This window comes from Candidatus Falkowbacteria bacterium, assembly GCA_018674305.1.
Classification (GTDB): Bacteria; Patescibacteriota; Patescibacteriia; order UBA11705; family JABHMO01; genus JABMRF01.
Window position 1 is genome coordinate 88,600 of sequence record JABHAL010000004.1, and the last position, 15,219, is coordinate 103,818.

Annotated in this window: 11 protein-coding genes, 6 tRNA genes and 1 rRNA gene; 13 read left to right on the forward strand and 5 right to left on the reverse strand. The window is 37.6% G+C overall.

Features of this window, described 5'->3' with window-relative positions; all coding sequences use genetic code 11:
* Positions 1 to 2 precede the first annotated feature (2 nt).
* Positions 3 to 518 (forward strand): hypothetical protein, encoded by a 516-nt coding sequence (locus HN643_01520; GenBank protein ID MBT7500335.1) that lies wholly within the window; start codon positions 3 to 5, stop codon positions 516 to 518.
* 361 nt (positions 519 to 879) lie between these two features.
* A 16S ribosomal RNA gene (locus HN643_01525) occupies positions 880 to 2,372 on the forward strand.
* 194 nt (positions 2,373 to 2,566) lie between these two features.
* Here the strand turns inward: HN643_01525 and HN643_01530 are convergent.
* The gene (locus tag HN643_01530; protein ID MBT7500336.1) at positions 2,567 to 4,012 is read right to left on the reverse strand and encodes a hypothetical protein; all 1,446 of its coding nucleotides are present in this window, start codon (positions 4,010 to 4,012) and stop codon (positions 2,567 to 2,569) included.
* Positions 4,013 to 4,175: 163 nt separating this feature from the next.
* On the opposite strand from HN643_01530, the gene HN643_01535 reads away from it, so the two are divergent.
* The 3 genes from HN643_01535 to HN643_01545 all read left to right on the forward strand — a co-directional run bounded on the left by HN643_01535 (position 4,176) and on the right by HN643_01545 (position 5,967).
* A complete protein-coding gene (locus HN643_01535; protein MBT7500337.1) occupies positions 4,176 to 4,751 on the forward strand; it encodes an RNA polymerase sigma factor in 576 nt (191 codons plus the stop codon).
* Positions 4,752 to 4,755: 4 nt separating this feature from the next.
* Entirely contained in the window at positions 4,756 to 5,484 is a 729-nt protein-coding gene (locus tag HN643_01540; protein ID MBT7500338.1) for a hypothetical protein, read from the forward strand.
* Between the two features lie 69 nt (positions 5,485 to 5,553).
* The gene (locus tag HN643_01545; GenBank protein MBT7500339.1) at positions 5,554 to 5,967 is read left to right on the forward strand and encodes a hypothetical protein; all 414 of its coding nucleotides are present in this window, start codon (positions 5,554 to 5,556) and stop codon (positions 5,965 to 5,967) included.
* Positions 5,968 to 6,064: 97 nt separating this feature from the next.
* Here the strand turns inward: HN643_01545 and udk are convergent, their stop codons facing one another.
* Entirely contained in the window at positions 6,065 to 6,709 is a 645-nt protein-coding gene (gene udk, locus HN643_01550; GenBank protein ID MBT7500340.1) for a uridine kinase, read from the reverse strand.
* A 335-nt stretch (positions 6,710 to 7,044) separates the two neighbouring features.
* Here udk and HN643_01555 point away from each other — a divergent pair.
* From HN643_01555 to HN643_01580, 6 genes are all read left to right on the forward strand, one after another.
* Positions 7,045 to 7,121 (forward strand) — tRNA-Val (locus HN643_01555).
* Between the two features lie 124 nt (positions 7,122 to 7,245).
* Positions 7,246 to 7,322, forward strand: a tRNA-Ile gene (locus HN643_01560).
* Between the two features lie 55 nt (positions 7,323 to 7,377).
* Positions 7,378 to 7,452, forward strand: a tRNA-Phe gene (locus HN643_01565).
* 59 nt (positions 7,453 to 7,511) lie between these two features.
* A tRNA-Pro gene (locus HN643_01570) sits at positions 7,512 to 7,588 on the forward strand.
* Between the two features lie 54 nt (positions 7,589 to 7,642).
* A tRNA-Lys gene (locus HN643_01575) sits at positions 7,643 to 7,719 on the forward strand.
* Positions 7,720 to 7,875: 156 nt separating this feature from the next.
* Positions 7,876 to 7,950, forward strand: a tRNA-Gly gene (locus HN643_01580).
* A 163-nt stretch (positions 7,951 to 8,113) separates the two neighbouring features.
* Here HN643_01580 and rihA read toward each other — a convergent pair.
* The 3 genes from rihA to HN643_01595 all read right to left on the reverse strand — a co-directional run bounded on the left by rihA (position 8,114) and on the right by HN643_01595 (position 11,647).
* Complete coding sequence (gene rihA, locus HN643_01585; protein ID MBT7500341.1) at positions 8,114 to 9,052, reverse strand: pyrimidine-specific ribonucleoside hydrolase RihA; 939 nt, start codon at positions 9,050 to 9,052, stop codon at positions 8,114 to 8,116.
* Positions 9,049 to 9,702 carry an HAD family hydrolase gene (locus HN643_01590; GenBank protein MBT7500342.1) on the reverse strand — a complete coding sequence of 218 codons (654 nt, stop codon included), beginning with the start codon at positions 9,700 to 9,702 and terminating at the stop codon, positions 9,049 to 9,051. Before HN643_01590 ends, rihA begins: the two co-directional genes overlap by 4 nt.
* A 181-nt stretch (positions 9,703 to 9,883) precedes the next feature.
* Complete coding sequence (locus tag HN643_01595; protein MBT7500343.1) at positions 9,884 to 11,647, reverse strand: ATP-binding cassette domain-containing protein; 1,764 nt, start codon at positions 11,645 to 11,647, stop codon at positions 9,884 to 9,886.
* A gap of 372 nt (positions 11,648 to 12,019) precedes the next feature.
* Between HN643_01595 and HN643_01600 the strand changes: the two genes are divergently transcribed.
* Both HN643_01600 and typA read left to right on the forward strand, forming a co-directional pair.
* A complete protein-coding gene (locus HN643_01600; GenBank protein ID MBT7500344.1) occupies positions 12,020 to 13,309 on the forward strand; it encodes a DEAD/DEAH box helicase in 1,290 nt (429 codons plus the stop codon).
* A gap of 74 nt (positions 13,310 to 13,383) precedes the next feature.
* Positions 13,384 to 15,171, forward strand: a complete 1,788-nt coding sequence (typA, locus tag HN643_01605) for a translational GTPase TypA (GenBank protein MBT7500345.1) — start codon at positions 13,384 to 13,386, stop codon at positions 15,169 to 15,171.
* Positions 15,172 to 15,219: the final 48 nt, after the last annotated feature.

Below are 15,219 nucleotides of genomic sequence, written 5' to 3' on the forward strand. Positions count from 1 at the left end.
TCATGACGACTCGCAAGATTCAAAGAGCCAGGGATGTTATTGACCTGCTAAAAGCACATATGCTTCAGGCTAACCAACCAGAAAGAGATGCTGAAACACAAGCGTTCATTGAAAAACTGGAACGACAAATCAAAGAGCTCGAAGAAGTTGCAGGCAGGACTATTCAACTCTCCAGCGACAATGAGGCTTTGACTCGTGATCTTGAAAAACTCACAGCCCAAGTAGATGAATCTACTATTCATCTACAAATATGGGAGAACACGGCTGAAGCCACAGAGGAGATTCTCGCTATCCGTGCACTGGCCAGAGAAGAAGTGACCATTAAACTACTTTCCAAAAATCAGGTCACTATGATCTTTCATAAGGACGGTTCAATTGACTTGTGGGACCACCAAGAAGGTGACCTCTTCAAATGGTTACAGCCAAATGATCATATCAAAATCGGGGATGCCCGCCTGATCCAGGCCGCAGACACTGTTTGTGACTGGGAAACAGTTGACTTCGTTCATGACGAATAACTCTTAATATAGCAACAACAGCCCCTCACCGGGCTGTTTTTTATTCTTCTAAATTTACTCAAGAATGCTCTTAATAATACTTCCCTATTCTGGCCACACAATTTGCTTGACATATTTTTAAAAATGCCTTATACTAATCATCACAAGAGAACATTACAACTGAATATCCACCAAAGGGTCTGTTCCCGAATGTAATTTCATGATTGAAGTTGCCTACGGCAATGGACCCTTTATACATGCGAGATCTCTAATAACAATATTTATTTTTTTAACAGTAGCTAAGTGATAGGAAACTCTTCATAAATTTATGGCATGGTCCAGAACCTGCTGGTTTTACCACAGGTGCCTTTAACTGGATTTTTTATTGAGAGTTTGATCCTGGCTCAGGGTGAACGCTGGCGGCGTGTCTAAGGCATGCAAGTCGAACGATCATTGCTATTTATAGTAATGGTAGTGGCAAACGGGTGAGTAACACATTGGTAATCTACCTCAAAGACGGGCATAACCTGGGGAAACCTGGGCTAATACCCGATGTGCTGGTTTAACATAAGTTTTATCAGTAAAGCTCCGGCGCTTTGAGAGGAGCCTATGTCTCATCAGCTAGTTGGTAGGGTAAAAGCCTACCAAGGCAACGACGAGTAGCGGGTGTGAGAGCACGACCCGCCTCACTGGGACTGAGACACTGCCCAGACTCCTACGGGAGGCTGCAGTCAAGAATATTCCTCAATGCACGAAAGTGTGAAGGAGCGACGCCGCGTGATCGATGAAGCCCCTCGGGGTGTAAAGATCTTTTATCAGGGACGAACTAATGACGGTACCTGAAGAATAAGGGGCTGCTAAACTCGTGCCAGCAGCAGCGGTAATACGAGTGCCCCAAGCGTTACCCGGATTTATTGGGCGTAAAGCGTGTGCAGGTGGTTTGTTAAGTCAATGGTCAAATCCTTCAGCTCAACTGAAGAACTGCCACTGATACTGACAAACTTGAGGCTGGAAGAGGCTAGCGGAATTGCCGGTGTAGGGGTCAAATCCGTTAATATCGGCAGGAACACCAAATGCGAAGGCAGCTAGCTAGGACAGTCCTGACACTAAAACACGAAAGCGTGGGGAGCGAAGCGGATTAGATACCCGCGTAGTCCACGCCGTAAACGATGTGCACTAGACATTGGAAGTATCGACCCTTTCAGTGTCGTTCAACAAAGGTAACCCGTTAAGTGCACCGCCTGGGGAGTACGAGCGCAAGCTTAAAACTCAAAGGAATTGACGGGGACTCGCACAAGCGGTTGATCATGTGGTTTAATTCGACGATAAGCGAAAAACCTTACCAAGGCTTGACATATAGCTGCAAACCCTAAGAAACTAGGGCTCCTATGAGGGTGCTATACAGGTGCTGCATGGTTGCCGTCAGCTCGTGCCGTGAGGTGTACGGTTAAGTCCGATAACGAGCGCAACCCTCATCCTGATTTATACTTTATCAGGAAACTGCCTCGGATAACGGGGAGGAAGGTGGGGATGACGTCAAATCAGCATGGCTCTTACGCCTTGGGCTACACACATGATACAATGGCCAGTACAAAGGGCTGCGAAGCCGTAAGGTGAAGCTAATCCCATCAAAACTGGTCTCAGTTCGGATTGAGGTCTGAAACTCGACCTCATGAAGCTGGAATCGCTAGTAACCGTGAATCAGAACGTCACGGTGAATACGTTCTCGAGTCTTGTACACACCGCCCGTCACGTCAAGAGAGTCGGTAATGCCCGAATGTCGTTGTAGAACGGCAGAAGGCAGGATTGATGATAGGGGCGAAGTCGTAACAAGGCATCCGTAGCGGAAGCTGTGGATGGAAACAACTCCTTTCTAGGGAGATTTTGATAAGGTAGGTTTACTTACTTTATCCACTCCGGTCGGACTACTTAGCGTTTTTAACGCGGTAGCATATTGTTTCCTATCACCTAAATACTGTTAAACAATTAATTAGACTTCATAGTCTAATTTTTTGTTTTTAAAATAAAAAAAGGGGGCACTTAAATGTTAAGTGTCCCCTGTGGTTTTACTATTCAGCGTTTTTGATCATTGCCTTGACCAACTTGAAAACTTTCAATTTCAGCTGATACATATGTCTTACCTGATGAGGCAACCCTAGTTCTTCACGCATTTCCGTAGTCAGTTCAGAACTTTTAAGTTGCTTTCTCTTTCTATAAAGGTGACTAAGTGCTGACGTGACATCATTCTTTTTTGTCAAAGGGAGAACGATGGCAATGTAGTCAACCATCTGAAGAGAAGAAAAACGCTCTCTTCCAAACTTCAGAAATACACAGACCATGACTCTATCCAGTAGAGTCAAATTCTTGAACCATGGTGAACTGATAATTTTTTCTGGATCAGGTGATGGTTGCTTCTTGCGTCCTGGTTTTTTCGCTGGTTGCTTGCCTTTTTTGGGTTTACTTGCTGCAGCGGTTGGCTTCGATGAAGCAACGGATTTTGGTCTGCCAACTGAATCTTCAAGTTTTACAGATTCCAATTTAGGAGCCTGTAAACTCAAGTCCGCAATAACTGCTTCGTACTTTTCCAACAATGCATTGTCCTGTCCAGGTTTGATTCCCCCTGCTTCTTGTTCTGCCTTTTCAAGTTCAGCTTTGGCCTGAACAAGCTCAGCAGAATCAGGAATATCACCAGAGTTAATCACAGCAATCATGGCTTGTTGAGCTTCCACAAACTTTTCTAGACAGTCCGCTAAAGTGGTCTGTTTTTGCAAAAACTCTTTTTCCAAATCAGCTCGCCTGGAAGTCAAGAAATCAAACACTAAGACCTGTAAACGCTCCGGCGAGCCGGCAACCTTTACTCCATCAAGTGATTGAGCCCATTCTTCTTCCTGACCATCAGACACAAAAGTATGTTTCAGGAATTGAGAACAAGCTATAAGCCAATAATTGACCTTTTTCGCGGCCAACCTTTCATCTGGGTCAAGTTCAAGTCGAATAATTACGCCTGCTCGTGTCAATCTCCAACGCAATCGATTACAATCATCATCTGTTGTGAGGATGCCAAGAATTGCTTTGGCAGTTGGAGGAAAACTATCAAATACAGATACCCCCCGCGTCAAGCCATCAAGCAATCGAGACATTGTACCACTGATAGACCTTGCTGTTCGACTTTCAATATCGACCAACATAATTTCTTCTTGTTTGATCAGCAGTTCCAAAATCCCAAACTGCGGGCAATCTTTGTGGTCTGCAACTTTCTTGATCATACCAGCTTGTTTCAGACGAGCAATAATTGTACCAAGAAACTTTTCAGCCTCAATTCCTTCTATCTCGGCAAACTCGCAAAACTCATGGAAAAATTTGGTATAATGACCATTACCCAGTCCAATGCGGAGACACTTCTTTGGTTCACCCGTAGGATTAGTTTTGACTTCAACCTCACTGGCTCGGGCCAACAAGTTCTCAACTACGCACCTTTCAGGCATGGTTACGTAAAGAAGCAATTTCTTTTGCATTTGGAGCCTCCATCCTTTTTGTATTATTAACGTACACTTCGACAACATATTACATTAGCGCATTTACATGATTTTGTCAAGTATTGAATAAATTTACACAAAAACATAAACAATCCTTGTCAATCACTGAAATAAGCTATATATTGAATGCGTACTATACTATATGACGAAGACTAACCAAAATAGTTTCGCTTCCGACCAAGAATTGGTCAAATTAACGCTAAAAAACTCAGACCATTTTGCCCAGGTCATTAATAAATACCAGCCACAACTTTTTTATTACATAAAGAGAATCTCTAATGTACCAAATGAAGATATCGAAGATCACTTACAAGAAATCTTCCTAAAAATTTATCGAAACCTAAATAATTATAATCAAAACCTTAAATTTTCTTCCTGGCTGTACCGCATTGCCAGGAATCACGTTATTAGTCATCATCGAAAACTAAAAGCCCGTCCCCAAAGAATTTCTACGGACTGGGAAATTAATGAACAAATTTTAAATAATATTGCTTCCGACTTTGAACTAGACGTCTCCTTTGACAATCAATTGATAACTAACCAAATTAAATTAACCTTAAACAAACTGGATATCAAATATAAAGAAGTAATTGTTTATAGATTTTTTGAAGATAAATCCTATGAAGAAATTGCCGATATTCTCAAAAAACCAATTGGAACAATCGGAACACTTTTAAATCGTGCCAAAAAACAATTCCATAAACATCATAAAGAATAATTCTATGACTAAAAAACTAGCGTTAAAAATTTTAGAAAAAATTAAACAACACTACATAAAACCTAAACCTAAGTGGCATTTTTGGATTAAGGAAATCATACTTTGGTTTTTGTTTGGAGTTTCAATTGTAATTGGCAGCCTAGCTTTCACTTTGATCATTCATCTACTCAAGAATGACATTTTACCAATGAGAAAATTCTTGCACGCAAACGAATATTTTTTATATTTCCCCTTTTTCTGGTTATTGATACTGGTTGTTTTCATAGCTTTGGCTTATTATCATTGGCAAAAAACTGAAAAAGGTTACAAATACAAACCTTTAATAATTCTTGGAGTCAGCATACTTACAAGTTTACTAATCAGTTGCATCTTGCTCAACCTTAACCTAGGTCGGCCACTAACTAAACAAGCAAATCAACTCCCCGGGTATAGTAAACTGGGAAAAATGCGTGGCCAACATTGGTTAAAACAAAACCCCAACCGTTTAGCTGGTCAAGTTTTAAGTGAAATTGAAAATAATCAATTTCTATTGCTTGATGCCAGTGAAATTGAATGGACAATTTTAACTGATGAAAACACCTACCCTGAAGATTTGAGTTTTATTTTGCCAAATGAAAAACTTCGCCTATTCGGAGAAAAAGAAACTGATGACACCTTCCAGGCAATCAAAATATTACCTTGGGACTTTCCTATTAATAAAAAACTTAATGCTGGCCTTAAAAAAATGAAATAAAACGCTCACCGTTTGCGTATTAGTTAACAGAAAGGCCTTTTACTTAACAATTAAATTATTAATCAATCTATGAACAAAAAATACTACATTGCAATTGCAGTTCTTGCCTTGATGATAACTACTGTTGGTGTTTCAGCTTTTGCTTCAGCTGGTGAATTAAAGTCTAGAGGTAACAAGCAAATGTCTCCTGAGATGAAAGAAAACAGGCAAGAAATGAAAACTATTTTCGAAAATAAAGACTATGCTGGCTGGGAAGCTTTAATGCAAGAAAAGGCTACCAGAATGCAGGAAAATCTGGAGACCTTCAAGGCTACCATCACTGAAGATCACTTTAATTCAATGGCTAGACTTCATGAACTAAAGGCTAGTGGTGACATGGAAGCTGCCAAAGCTTTAGCCGAAGAGCTAGGTTTGATGAAATTCAAACACAAAAAAGGTAAATTCTGCAAGGGTGGTCATAACTCAGCTTTGTCAGAACAATAAAAACACTTATTAAAAAAGATTCAACTTACGTTGAATCTTTTTTATATGAAAGCTAAAGGCCCCAGTTTAAAACTGTGGGCCTTTTTAGTAGAATTATTTATTCTTCTCGTTCTGACAAAAGCTGTCGGATTGCTGCAACTAGTAGAGTAATACCGCCATCATTTTTTCCGCCACGTGGGATGATTAAATGAGCATGCATTTTCGTTGGCTCAAAATGAGCAAGATACATATCGCGTACAACTTCCCATTGTTCAATTACCGAATCATGTGTTCGACCTCTCCCTCCTTCAGTTTCAGGAGCAGTATCCCTTCTCAGGCGACGGCTTAAACATGTATCCATTGGCGCATCTACAAAAATAGAATAGTCAGCCATCTCTCGAAACTTTTTACCCCAGAGAACCATGATCCCTTCTACAATAATAATTTTCTTTGGTGAAACAGGTGTAGCCTTTCCAGGTATTCTGGTGTGAGTGACGAAATCATAGAATGGCAATTTTGTCTTGTTGCCTTCTTGTAAATTCCGAACAACATAATAAAGCTCTTCCCAATCAATTGCGTCCGGATGATCAAAATTGATTTCAACACGTTTGGCCACCGGGATTGATGACTGGTTTAGATAAAACATATCAAGAGGAACAAGTGTGCAAATGTCCTCACCCAACTGCGCCATCATTTCTCGTACAACTGTTGATTTTCCTGAACCGCTTGAGCCGGCAACCAGAATCAATAGGGTTTGTTTCATTGTTAATAACCTCCGTATATGGTTAGTATTATAGTGTGAATGAACTATTGATGTTATATTATACCTATTTTCTAAAATCAGTCAAGCTGGAGAATAAGTCTACATTGATTTATTTAACAAAAAACATCTTGTAAAGATGTGCTTATGTGTAATATTTCTTCTGCTAATGTTTTATGAAGCTCCTTAGTAATGGGCATTTGAACTTGTTTTTTCGTGTAAAATGATATATTATATTTTTGTTTATAAAGGACTTGATTAAATCATTTTTATTTGCTACAATAATGACACGATTTAACGATAATTTAGTTCTATAATTGAACATATATCATTTTTATGGGTGGCTAGCTCAGTTGGTTAGAGCACTTCGTTTACACCGAAGGGGTCAGAGGTTCGAATCCTCTGCCACCCACCATGAAGTATTTGACTGTTGGTCAAAACTTAATGGTAAACCATAACGAATAGTTGTGATTTGCCATGAGGCTTACATCTTCGTAGACAAGGGGCTCGCCCTGAAGTCATGCGAAGCATGTACTTCAGGGCGCGTAGCTCAGTTGGTTAGAGCGCTACACTGATAATGTAGAGGTCGGAGGTTCAATTCCTCCCGCGCCCACCATGTAGTACATGCTGTGCATGACTACATGGTGAACCATTCTTTTTAATATACTTTTGCCGAGGTAGCTCAGGGGTAGAGCAGTGGACTGAAAATCCTCGTGTCGGCGGTTCAAATCCGCCCCTCGGCACCACGTAGTACATGCTTCGCATGACTACATGGTAAACCATTATTTCTATAACTCATTTTCGTCGGGGCGTGGCGCAGTTGGCTAGCGTGCGTGCTTTGGGAGCATGAGGTCGAGGGTTCGAGTCCCTCCGCCCCGACCACTTCTTAATAAGTATTGTGAATTAGATATTATTTATTTGGTATTATTTTTATTAGGGTCCTTAGCTCAGTCGGTTAGAGCGCCAGCCTTTTAAGCTGGGCGTCCTGGGTTCGATTCCCAGAGGACCCACCAGAGAAAAGTAATTTAATATTTAAATTACTTTTCTCTGAAAGTACCAAACTCTAAATAACAATTATCAAACAAATATAAAATGCTAATATCAAATTTAGTAATTTGAAAATTTGAATTTGATTAGGATTTGTCTATTGATTATTGGTAATTAATTCCGCGGGTATCGTATAATGGCTATTATCTCTGCCTTCCAAGCAGATGATGCGGGTTCGATTCCCGCTACCCGCTCCAATCAAAAAAGCATTGCCTTATGGTAATGCTTTTTTGATCCTTGGAATGTGTACGGGAATCGAACGAACAATAGCACTAAAAGAATATTCCCGCTTGCCTTGCCAAAACTTTAGTGAAGGCGGGCTACCCGCTTCATAAACCACCTATCTTTTTATTGTAATATTTACTGCTTTAAGATCCTCACAAAATCATCGATAAATTCCTGGCGGTCAAGAAAAGTCGCAACCTTAATATTGGGCTTTTGTTCACCCCAGCTCCTTCGATCTGCCGCGGTCATACCCAAAGTTACTTCACCCTTGGTTTCAACGCGCACATCCATGAGTTGTAGTTTAAAAGCTTCTGGTTTTATCAAATAGTAGGCAGCCAGTGCGTCATAAACCAATGCGCCCTTTGTATTCTTTTCGAATTCAGCAATTCCTTTTATGAAATGCTTCATCATTGACATGATTGGCTCATACAATTTTATTCCTTCAAGTCTTTCAAAATCCGACAGAGTCATAAATACTTCATTACAAATATCTAAAGGAAGAAGAACTTTTGGAGTACTACAATCAAAAACTATTTTGGCAGCATCTGGATCAACAAAAACATTAAATTCTGCAACCCTATTTTTATTACCAGGAACTTCAATTGCTCCACCCATTATCACGATCTGCTTTATCAACTCTGGCAATTGTGGTTCACGAAGAATTGCCTGCGCCAGATTTGTTTCTGGACCAATGGTTAAGATAGAGACTTGCCCCGGATTGGCTTTAACAATTTCAATTATTTTGTCTACAGCCAAATTATTCAACTTTTCCTCTTTAATAACATTCGCCCCAGCAAGACCACTCTCACCATGCACCTGTGCCTTTATTAATTCTCGTTTTAATGGTTTTTCAGCACCAGAATAAATTGGGACATCCGATTCTAGTAAATCGAGAATGTAACGCGCATTGTTTGTCGTCTTCTGAATATCAGTATTACCAGCGACAGTTGTTAATGCTTTAATATCAAACAATTTTGATTTCTCAATTAACATAATCGCCATAGCATCATCATGACCTGGATCAGTGTCAATTATTAATAATGGTTTTGAATCATTTTCTAGTTGTTTGATCATATAATTTTTGATAATTCTTCTATATTTTTTAATGTAATATACTTATTATTATGATTGTTTTCCATGTCAGTAATATGTACAGCTCTCAGCCCGGTAGCAATTGCTGGTAAAACATCAGAGCCGAGAGAATCTCCAACCATCATTACTTCATGTGGCTCCAATTTGAAGTCCGAACAAACTTTTTTGTAAATATCACTCAAGCCCCCTTTGGGCATAGCCTCATTTTTCTCCCAAGCATAAAATAAATCAAACAAATCGCTATTTATCTTGGTTGCAAATAGAATCTTCTCCGCTAATTTTCTTGGGCCGTCCGTAATTACTCCGACAAGTAACCCTTTTTCCTTAAGTGCCTGTAAAACCTCCATTGTTTTTGGTAATGGTTCTAAGTATTTTTCAGGCGCCAGATCAATTAATGCATCATACCACTTATCTATTCCAATTCCTTGGGTTAGGAATGCTTTTTCTCCCTGCCCATTATACATTTCTCGATGCTGATCCGCAATTTGTTTTCCTTCTGATTGAGACACCTGCAAACATTTTGCTAATGTGTTTTCCAAGATTTTAGAATATTCTTTGTATAATAAATTCGCCTTCTCTCCATATATTAGAGTCAGATCAACGTCAAATAAGATTAATTTTATGTCTTTCATAAGTTTTATAGTTTAAAAAATCACCTTCAGCTCGAAGGTGATTGTGTTAATTTAATAATTTATCATTATATAATCAAAAACCTACGAGCCAACTACTAATAATCTCGTGGTGCCAATATGTTTTTGAATTTGTACAATGGTTATTCATATCAATTGTATTATAATATATTTCGAGATTTTGTCAACCCTGAACCTTATCACTCTCTACCATCCAATCCTCCTCGGCTTTTTTTATTTGAGTCTCAATTTCTTTTGATCTTTTGGTTAAACCCGGATCAAAACTTTTGGGATCTTCAAGAATTTTTTGAGTTATTAATTCCTGTTCTTTTTTTAGGCTAGCTAACTGTTTTTCTAACTTACTTAATTCTCGCTTTATCCTTTTCTTTTCTTCAAGTAAATATTTTCGCTGTTCCTTGTCCTTCGTTGTTTCTGTTGTCGAAGATTTTTTTTCTTCGCTATTAAGTGATTTATTTTCTAAATGTTCTACATAATCTTCAAAGTCTCCATAAAAATGTTTAATTGTACCATCTTTCACTTCCAAAATTCTAGTGGCTAAAATATTAATAAAAGTACGATCATGACTAACAAATAAAATTGTAACATTCGCCTCAGCCAATGATCGCGCCAAGACTTCCGCCGTCTCAAAGTCCAAATGACTTGTTGGCTCATCTAAAAGTAAAACGTCACAATTGTTCAACAAAATACCAGCAATGCACAACCTCGCCTTTTCACCACCTGACAAAACTGAGATTGGCTTTTTCAAGTCATCATCTCTGAAAAGAAAATTACTAGCCATTTTAAAAATGTCTTCTTCCGGACAATTATAGTCAGCTGATTGTCTTAAATATTGTTGGACCGTTTCCTCATTTTTAAGTCCTATGGTTAAATGCTGCGCATAATAAGCCACCTTGATATTTTCTGCTTTTTTATATGTCCCACTAATTGGATTAATTTCTTCAGCCAAAGTTTTTAGAAAAGTACTCTTACCTTGTCCATTATCTCCCAAGATCGCGACATGTGATCCTTTTTCAATATCTATCTCAATATCTTCAACAACTTTTTTATCACCATAGCCAATTACCAAGTCCAACAATCGCCAAGCAAAGCCTTTTTGTTGTTTTGTGTTTTGAATTTTAATTCTTACATTGGAAAGTGATTTTTCAATATCAATCGTTTCCATTTTAGCAATTTGTTTAGCTTTTGATTTTGCCTGAGAAGCCTTGGAAGCCTTAGCTCCAAATCGATCAACAAATTTTTGCAAATGTTGCTTCTTTTTCTCTTGTTTTTTATTAAAATTCTCTTCAGTTTCAAGTTTTTTCTTTTTATGTTCAAAATAATTCTCTAACGTATTAGGAAAGTGAATAGTTTTACCTCTTTCAATTTCCAATATTTCCTGACAAGTATTTCTGATAAATTTACGATCGTGAGAAATTATCAAATAAGAACCTCTATAATCGATCAAGAACTTTTCCAGCAAAAGCATTGTACTAAGATCCAAATAATTCGTTGGCTCGTCAAGTAAAATTAGATTTGGTTCCTTTAATAACATTGCAGAAAGTTTGACTCTCATTTGATATCCACCGGACAAACTGGTGATCAAAGCATCTAGCTTCTCATTCTTCAATTCAAACTGAGCTGCAATCTTGGCGCATTCCCATTCTTCTCTGTCACTTTCACGCATCAAATAAGACAAAACAGTGTCGTCTTCCTGAAAATCATCTTCTTGTTTTAAATAACCAAGCTGTGTTTGACTTCCAATAATAACTTCCCCAGAATCCGCTTGCTCATGACCCGTTATAATATTAAATAAAGTTGATTTCCCAGCACCATTTCTACCAATTACTGCTATTTTCTTTCTTTCTCCAACACTAAAACTGGCCTCATTCAAGAGAACTTGCCGACTATATGCCTTTGAGACACTACTTACTTGTAATAGATTGGCCATATGGTCATATTATAATGATATTGTAATTTTAGTCAATGTTACATGAACCTAGACATAGTAAAAACTCCCCTTGACAGTCTTTCATATTCATAGTATACTTAATGTCTTATAAACAATTACTCATTCTTAAATAGTGGGTAATAACTCGAACCACTTTTGTGTCATATGAGAGTGTTGGCGGATAGACGTTTAGGAATAATTTTAAAATTTTGAGTATATTGGGCAAAAAATTTTTGAAGCATATCTGTAGATATAGTGAAAAAAGATTTTGTTCAAGATACTAGAATTTAAGAATTATAACAAGCGCTATATTCGGTAACACTCACATATCTGTGACCTACTTGGACATCGGGTTACAGTAAGTAAAATAATATGACACAAAGTGAACCAATCACCTTTGGTGATGTTGGTGTTTCTATTGATTTATTACAAATCTTAGACGCCAAAAAATTAACTAATCCAACTCCTATTCAAGAAAAATGTATTTCTCTCGGTCTTGAAGGCAAAGATATTGTCGGAGTTGCACAAACAGGGACAGGAAAAACCTTAGCTTTTGGCTTACCTGCGATACAAAAAATTAGAAAAGGCAATTGCAAATGTGTAATTATGCTACCAACCAGAGAACTTGCTATACAAGTTGACGAAGTTTTGTCAGATTTAGGAAAGTCTTTTGGTATCAAAACAGCGCTTTTAATAGGTGGTGTTTCTTCCTATCCTCAAAAAATTGCTTTAAGAAAAAAACCTCAAATTATTATTGCTACTCCGGGCAGATTAATTGACCATATCCAGAGAAAAAACTGTAATCTATCTGATATTAATTTAGTTGTCCTGGATGAAGCTGACAGAATGCTAGATATTGGATTTATGCCACAAATTAGGGAAATTCTAAAATCAATTCCTACCAAAAGACAAACAATGTTATTTTCTGCGACAATTCCAATGGAAATTTCCGATCTTTCAGTCCAGTACATGAATAACCCTGTACGGATCGAAGTGTCACCTTCTGGGACAAGTGCTAAGAATGTTAAGCAAGAAGCCTACATTGTAAAATCGGAAAATAAACAACCATTGTTAAAAGAGGTTATTAAAGAAACCTCTGGCAGTGTTCTTGTTTTCACTAGAACTAAACATAAAGCAAAAAAGATTGCCTTAGTTTTAAGAAACGCTGGATTTAATGCAGTTGAGATGCATTCTAATAGATCATTAGATCAACGAAGAAAAGCATTAGAAGGATTTAAATCCGGAAAATTCAAGATTCTTGTTGCAACTGATGTTGCTGCTCGAGGTCTTGATGTAGACGACATCTCACTTGTTGTTAATTTCGATTTACCAAACAACGCTGAAGATTATGTTCATCGTATTGGAAGAACCGGAAGAGCAGGTAAAAGCGGTAAAGCACTTGCATTCATAGAACCAAATGAAAAATTCAAGCTTAATAAAATTGAAAGATTAATAAAAAAGAATATCATAATTATTAAGGGCTCTGAAGAACTAACCGGGGTTAGTGACCGACCACAAAAACGATACCAAGGTCGAAAAAGGCGCCCTTCAAATCCTCAATGGGGACGAAAAAATAAACCATCACGAAATAGTACAAAAGATTATGGTCGTAACAGCAAAACAACTGCCAAAAGAAATAAAAAAAGGAATAAACGAAGATAATCTTTGACTTTGCTATAAAAAAACTGTACTATTAAGCAAATTATTTAAATTCATTTTAAGAAACTCAATCAAATATGGAAATCAGAAATATTGCAATTATTGCTCACGTGGATCATGGTAAAACAACTTTAACTGATGCCTTAATGAAGCAAACAGGAACTTGTGAAGAAGGACAAAGCATGGACAGTGATAAGTTGGAACAGGAAAGAGGAATTACTATTTATTCTAAAAACACTTCCGTTCTCTATAAAGACACAAAAATCAACATCGTGGACACTCCTGGTCATGCTGATTTTGGTTCAGAAGTTGAACGAGTTTTGCGTTCAATCGATTCTGTATTGCTAGTAGTTGACGCACAAGAAGGACCAATGCCTCAAACAAGGTTTGTTTTGAAAAAATCACTAGAACTTGGTTTAAAACCAATTGTTGTTATTAATAAGATAGATAAACCGGCAGCTCGAGTGGAAGAAGTTGAAGAAATGGTTTATGAACTTTTTCTTAATTTAGATGCTAATGATGAACAATTAAATTTTCCTACTATCTATGCCAATGCCAAACAGGGTGTGGCTATGAATAAAATGACTGAAAAAGGTAAAGACTTAATGCCAATCTTAGATGTTATTTTAGAATATGTTAACCCAGCATCTTCTCCTGAAAAAGAAACACAACAATTACTTCTTCAACCTTTTAATTTGGCTTATGATAATTTCCTTGGCAGATTAGCCGTTGGTAGAATTTATGAAGGTAAAATTTCAAAAAGCCAAACAGTCACAATCTTAAATCCTAGCGGTAAAAACAGAACCGGTAAAATATCAAAACTATTTACTTTTCACGGGATTGAAAGAAAAGAAGTTTCAGAAGCTACAGCTGGAGAAATCGTTATGATCGCTGGATTACCAGATATATTTATTGGAGAAACAATCTGTGAAGATGAAAAGCAAGAAGCACTACCAGACATAAAAATTGATGAGCCAACTATTTCACTTAACTTTTTTGTAAATGATTCACCAGTTGCTGGACAGGAAGGCAAACATGTCACCAACAGTAAATTAAAAGAAAGACTGGAAAAAGAATTAGAGGTAAACGTTGGTTTGAAAATTGATTTTTCTGAAACGACTTTTTATAAAGTTCTTGGACGTGGCGAATTGCACATTGCTATACTTTTAGAAAACATGCGCAGAGAAAACTACGAATTGCAAGTTTCCCAACCGATGGTAATTATCAAAGAGGTTTATGGCGAGAAACAAGAACCATTCGAAGAAGTAACTATCGATGTTCCTGACGAAATGTCTGGCTCTATTATTGAAAAAATGTCAAAGAGAAAAGGTTTGCTAGCCAATATGACTTCTAAAAATGGACGAACTAGATTGATTTTTGAAATCCCGGTCAGAGGATTACTCGGTTATCGAACTGACTTCATTGTTGATACTAGAGGCGAAGGTATTTTCTGTAGTAGAATGATTGGTTTCAAAAAACATACTGGTGCAATTGAAAAAGCTGATACTGGCTCTATGATCTCCATGGCCACAGGAAAAGCTTTGGGATTCTCTTTGTTTAATCTTCAAAATCGTGGGACTTTATATATTGGAGCAAATACTGATGTTTACGAAGGCATGGTTATTGGTAATGTCGCCAAGGGTAATGACATGGAAGTAAACCCTATCAAAGGTAAACAATTAACAAACATGCGATCCTCAGGTGCTGATGAAGCTATTAATTTAACTCCACCAGTAGAAATCACAATCGAAAGAGGCTTTGGTATAATGAAAGATGATGAATATTTAGAAGTAACTCCCAAAAATATCAGACTTAGAAAAAAACACTTAACCAAGACTGATCGAAATAAACATCTCGTAAAATAATACTTTTCTTTAAATAAAAAAACATCGCCTATTGCGATGTTTTTTTAT

What these genes read in the sequence shown, in the direction of transcription:
- HN643_01595 (MBT7500343.1), bottom strand. Translation starts at nt 11,647, where the DNA reads ATGGCCAATCTATTACAAGTAAGTAGTGTCTCAAAGGCATATAGTCGG.
- HN643_01545 (MBT7500339.1), top strand. Translation starts at nt 5,554, where the DNA reads ATGAACAAAAAATACTACATTGCAATTGCAGTTCTTGCCTTGATGATA.
- HN643_01535 (MBT7500337.1), top strand. Translation starts at nt 4,176, where the DNA reads ATGACGAAGACTAACCAAAATAGTTTCGCTTCCGACCAAGAATTGGTC.
- rihA (MBT7500341.1), bottom strand. Translation starts at nt 9,052, where the DNA reads ATGATCAAACAACTAGAAAATGATTCAAAACCATTATTAATAATTGAC.
- HN643_01520 (MBT7500335.1), top strand. Translation starts at nt 3, where the DNA reads ATGACGACTCGCAAGATTCAAAGAGCCAGGGATGTTATTGACCTGCTA.
- HN643_01540 (MBT7500338.1), top strand. Translation starts at nt 4,756, where the DNA reads ATGACTAAAAAACTAGCGTTAAAAATTTTAGAAAAAATTAAACAACAC.
- HN643_01530 (MBT7500336.1), bottom strand. Translation starts at nt 4,012, where the DNA reads ATGCAAAAGAAATTGCTTCTTTACGTAACCATGCCTGAAAGGTGCGTA.
- HN643_01590 (MBT7500342.1), bottom strand. Translation starts at nt 9,702, where the DNA reads ATGAAAGACATAAAATTAATCTTATTTGACGTTGATCTGACTCTAATA.
- udk (MBT7500340.1), bottom strand. Translation starts at nt 6,709, where the DNA reads ATGAAACAAACCCTATTGATTCTGGTTGCCGGCTCAAGCGGTTCAGGA.
- typA (MBT7500345.1), top strand. Translation starts at nt 13,384, where the DNA reads ATGGAAATCAGAAATATTGCAATTATTGCTCACGTGGATCATGGTAAA.
- HN643_01600 (MBT7500344.1), top strand. Translation starts at nt 12,020, where the DNA reads ATGACACAAAGTGAACCAATCACCTTTGGTGATGTTGGTGTTTCTATT.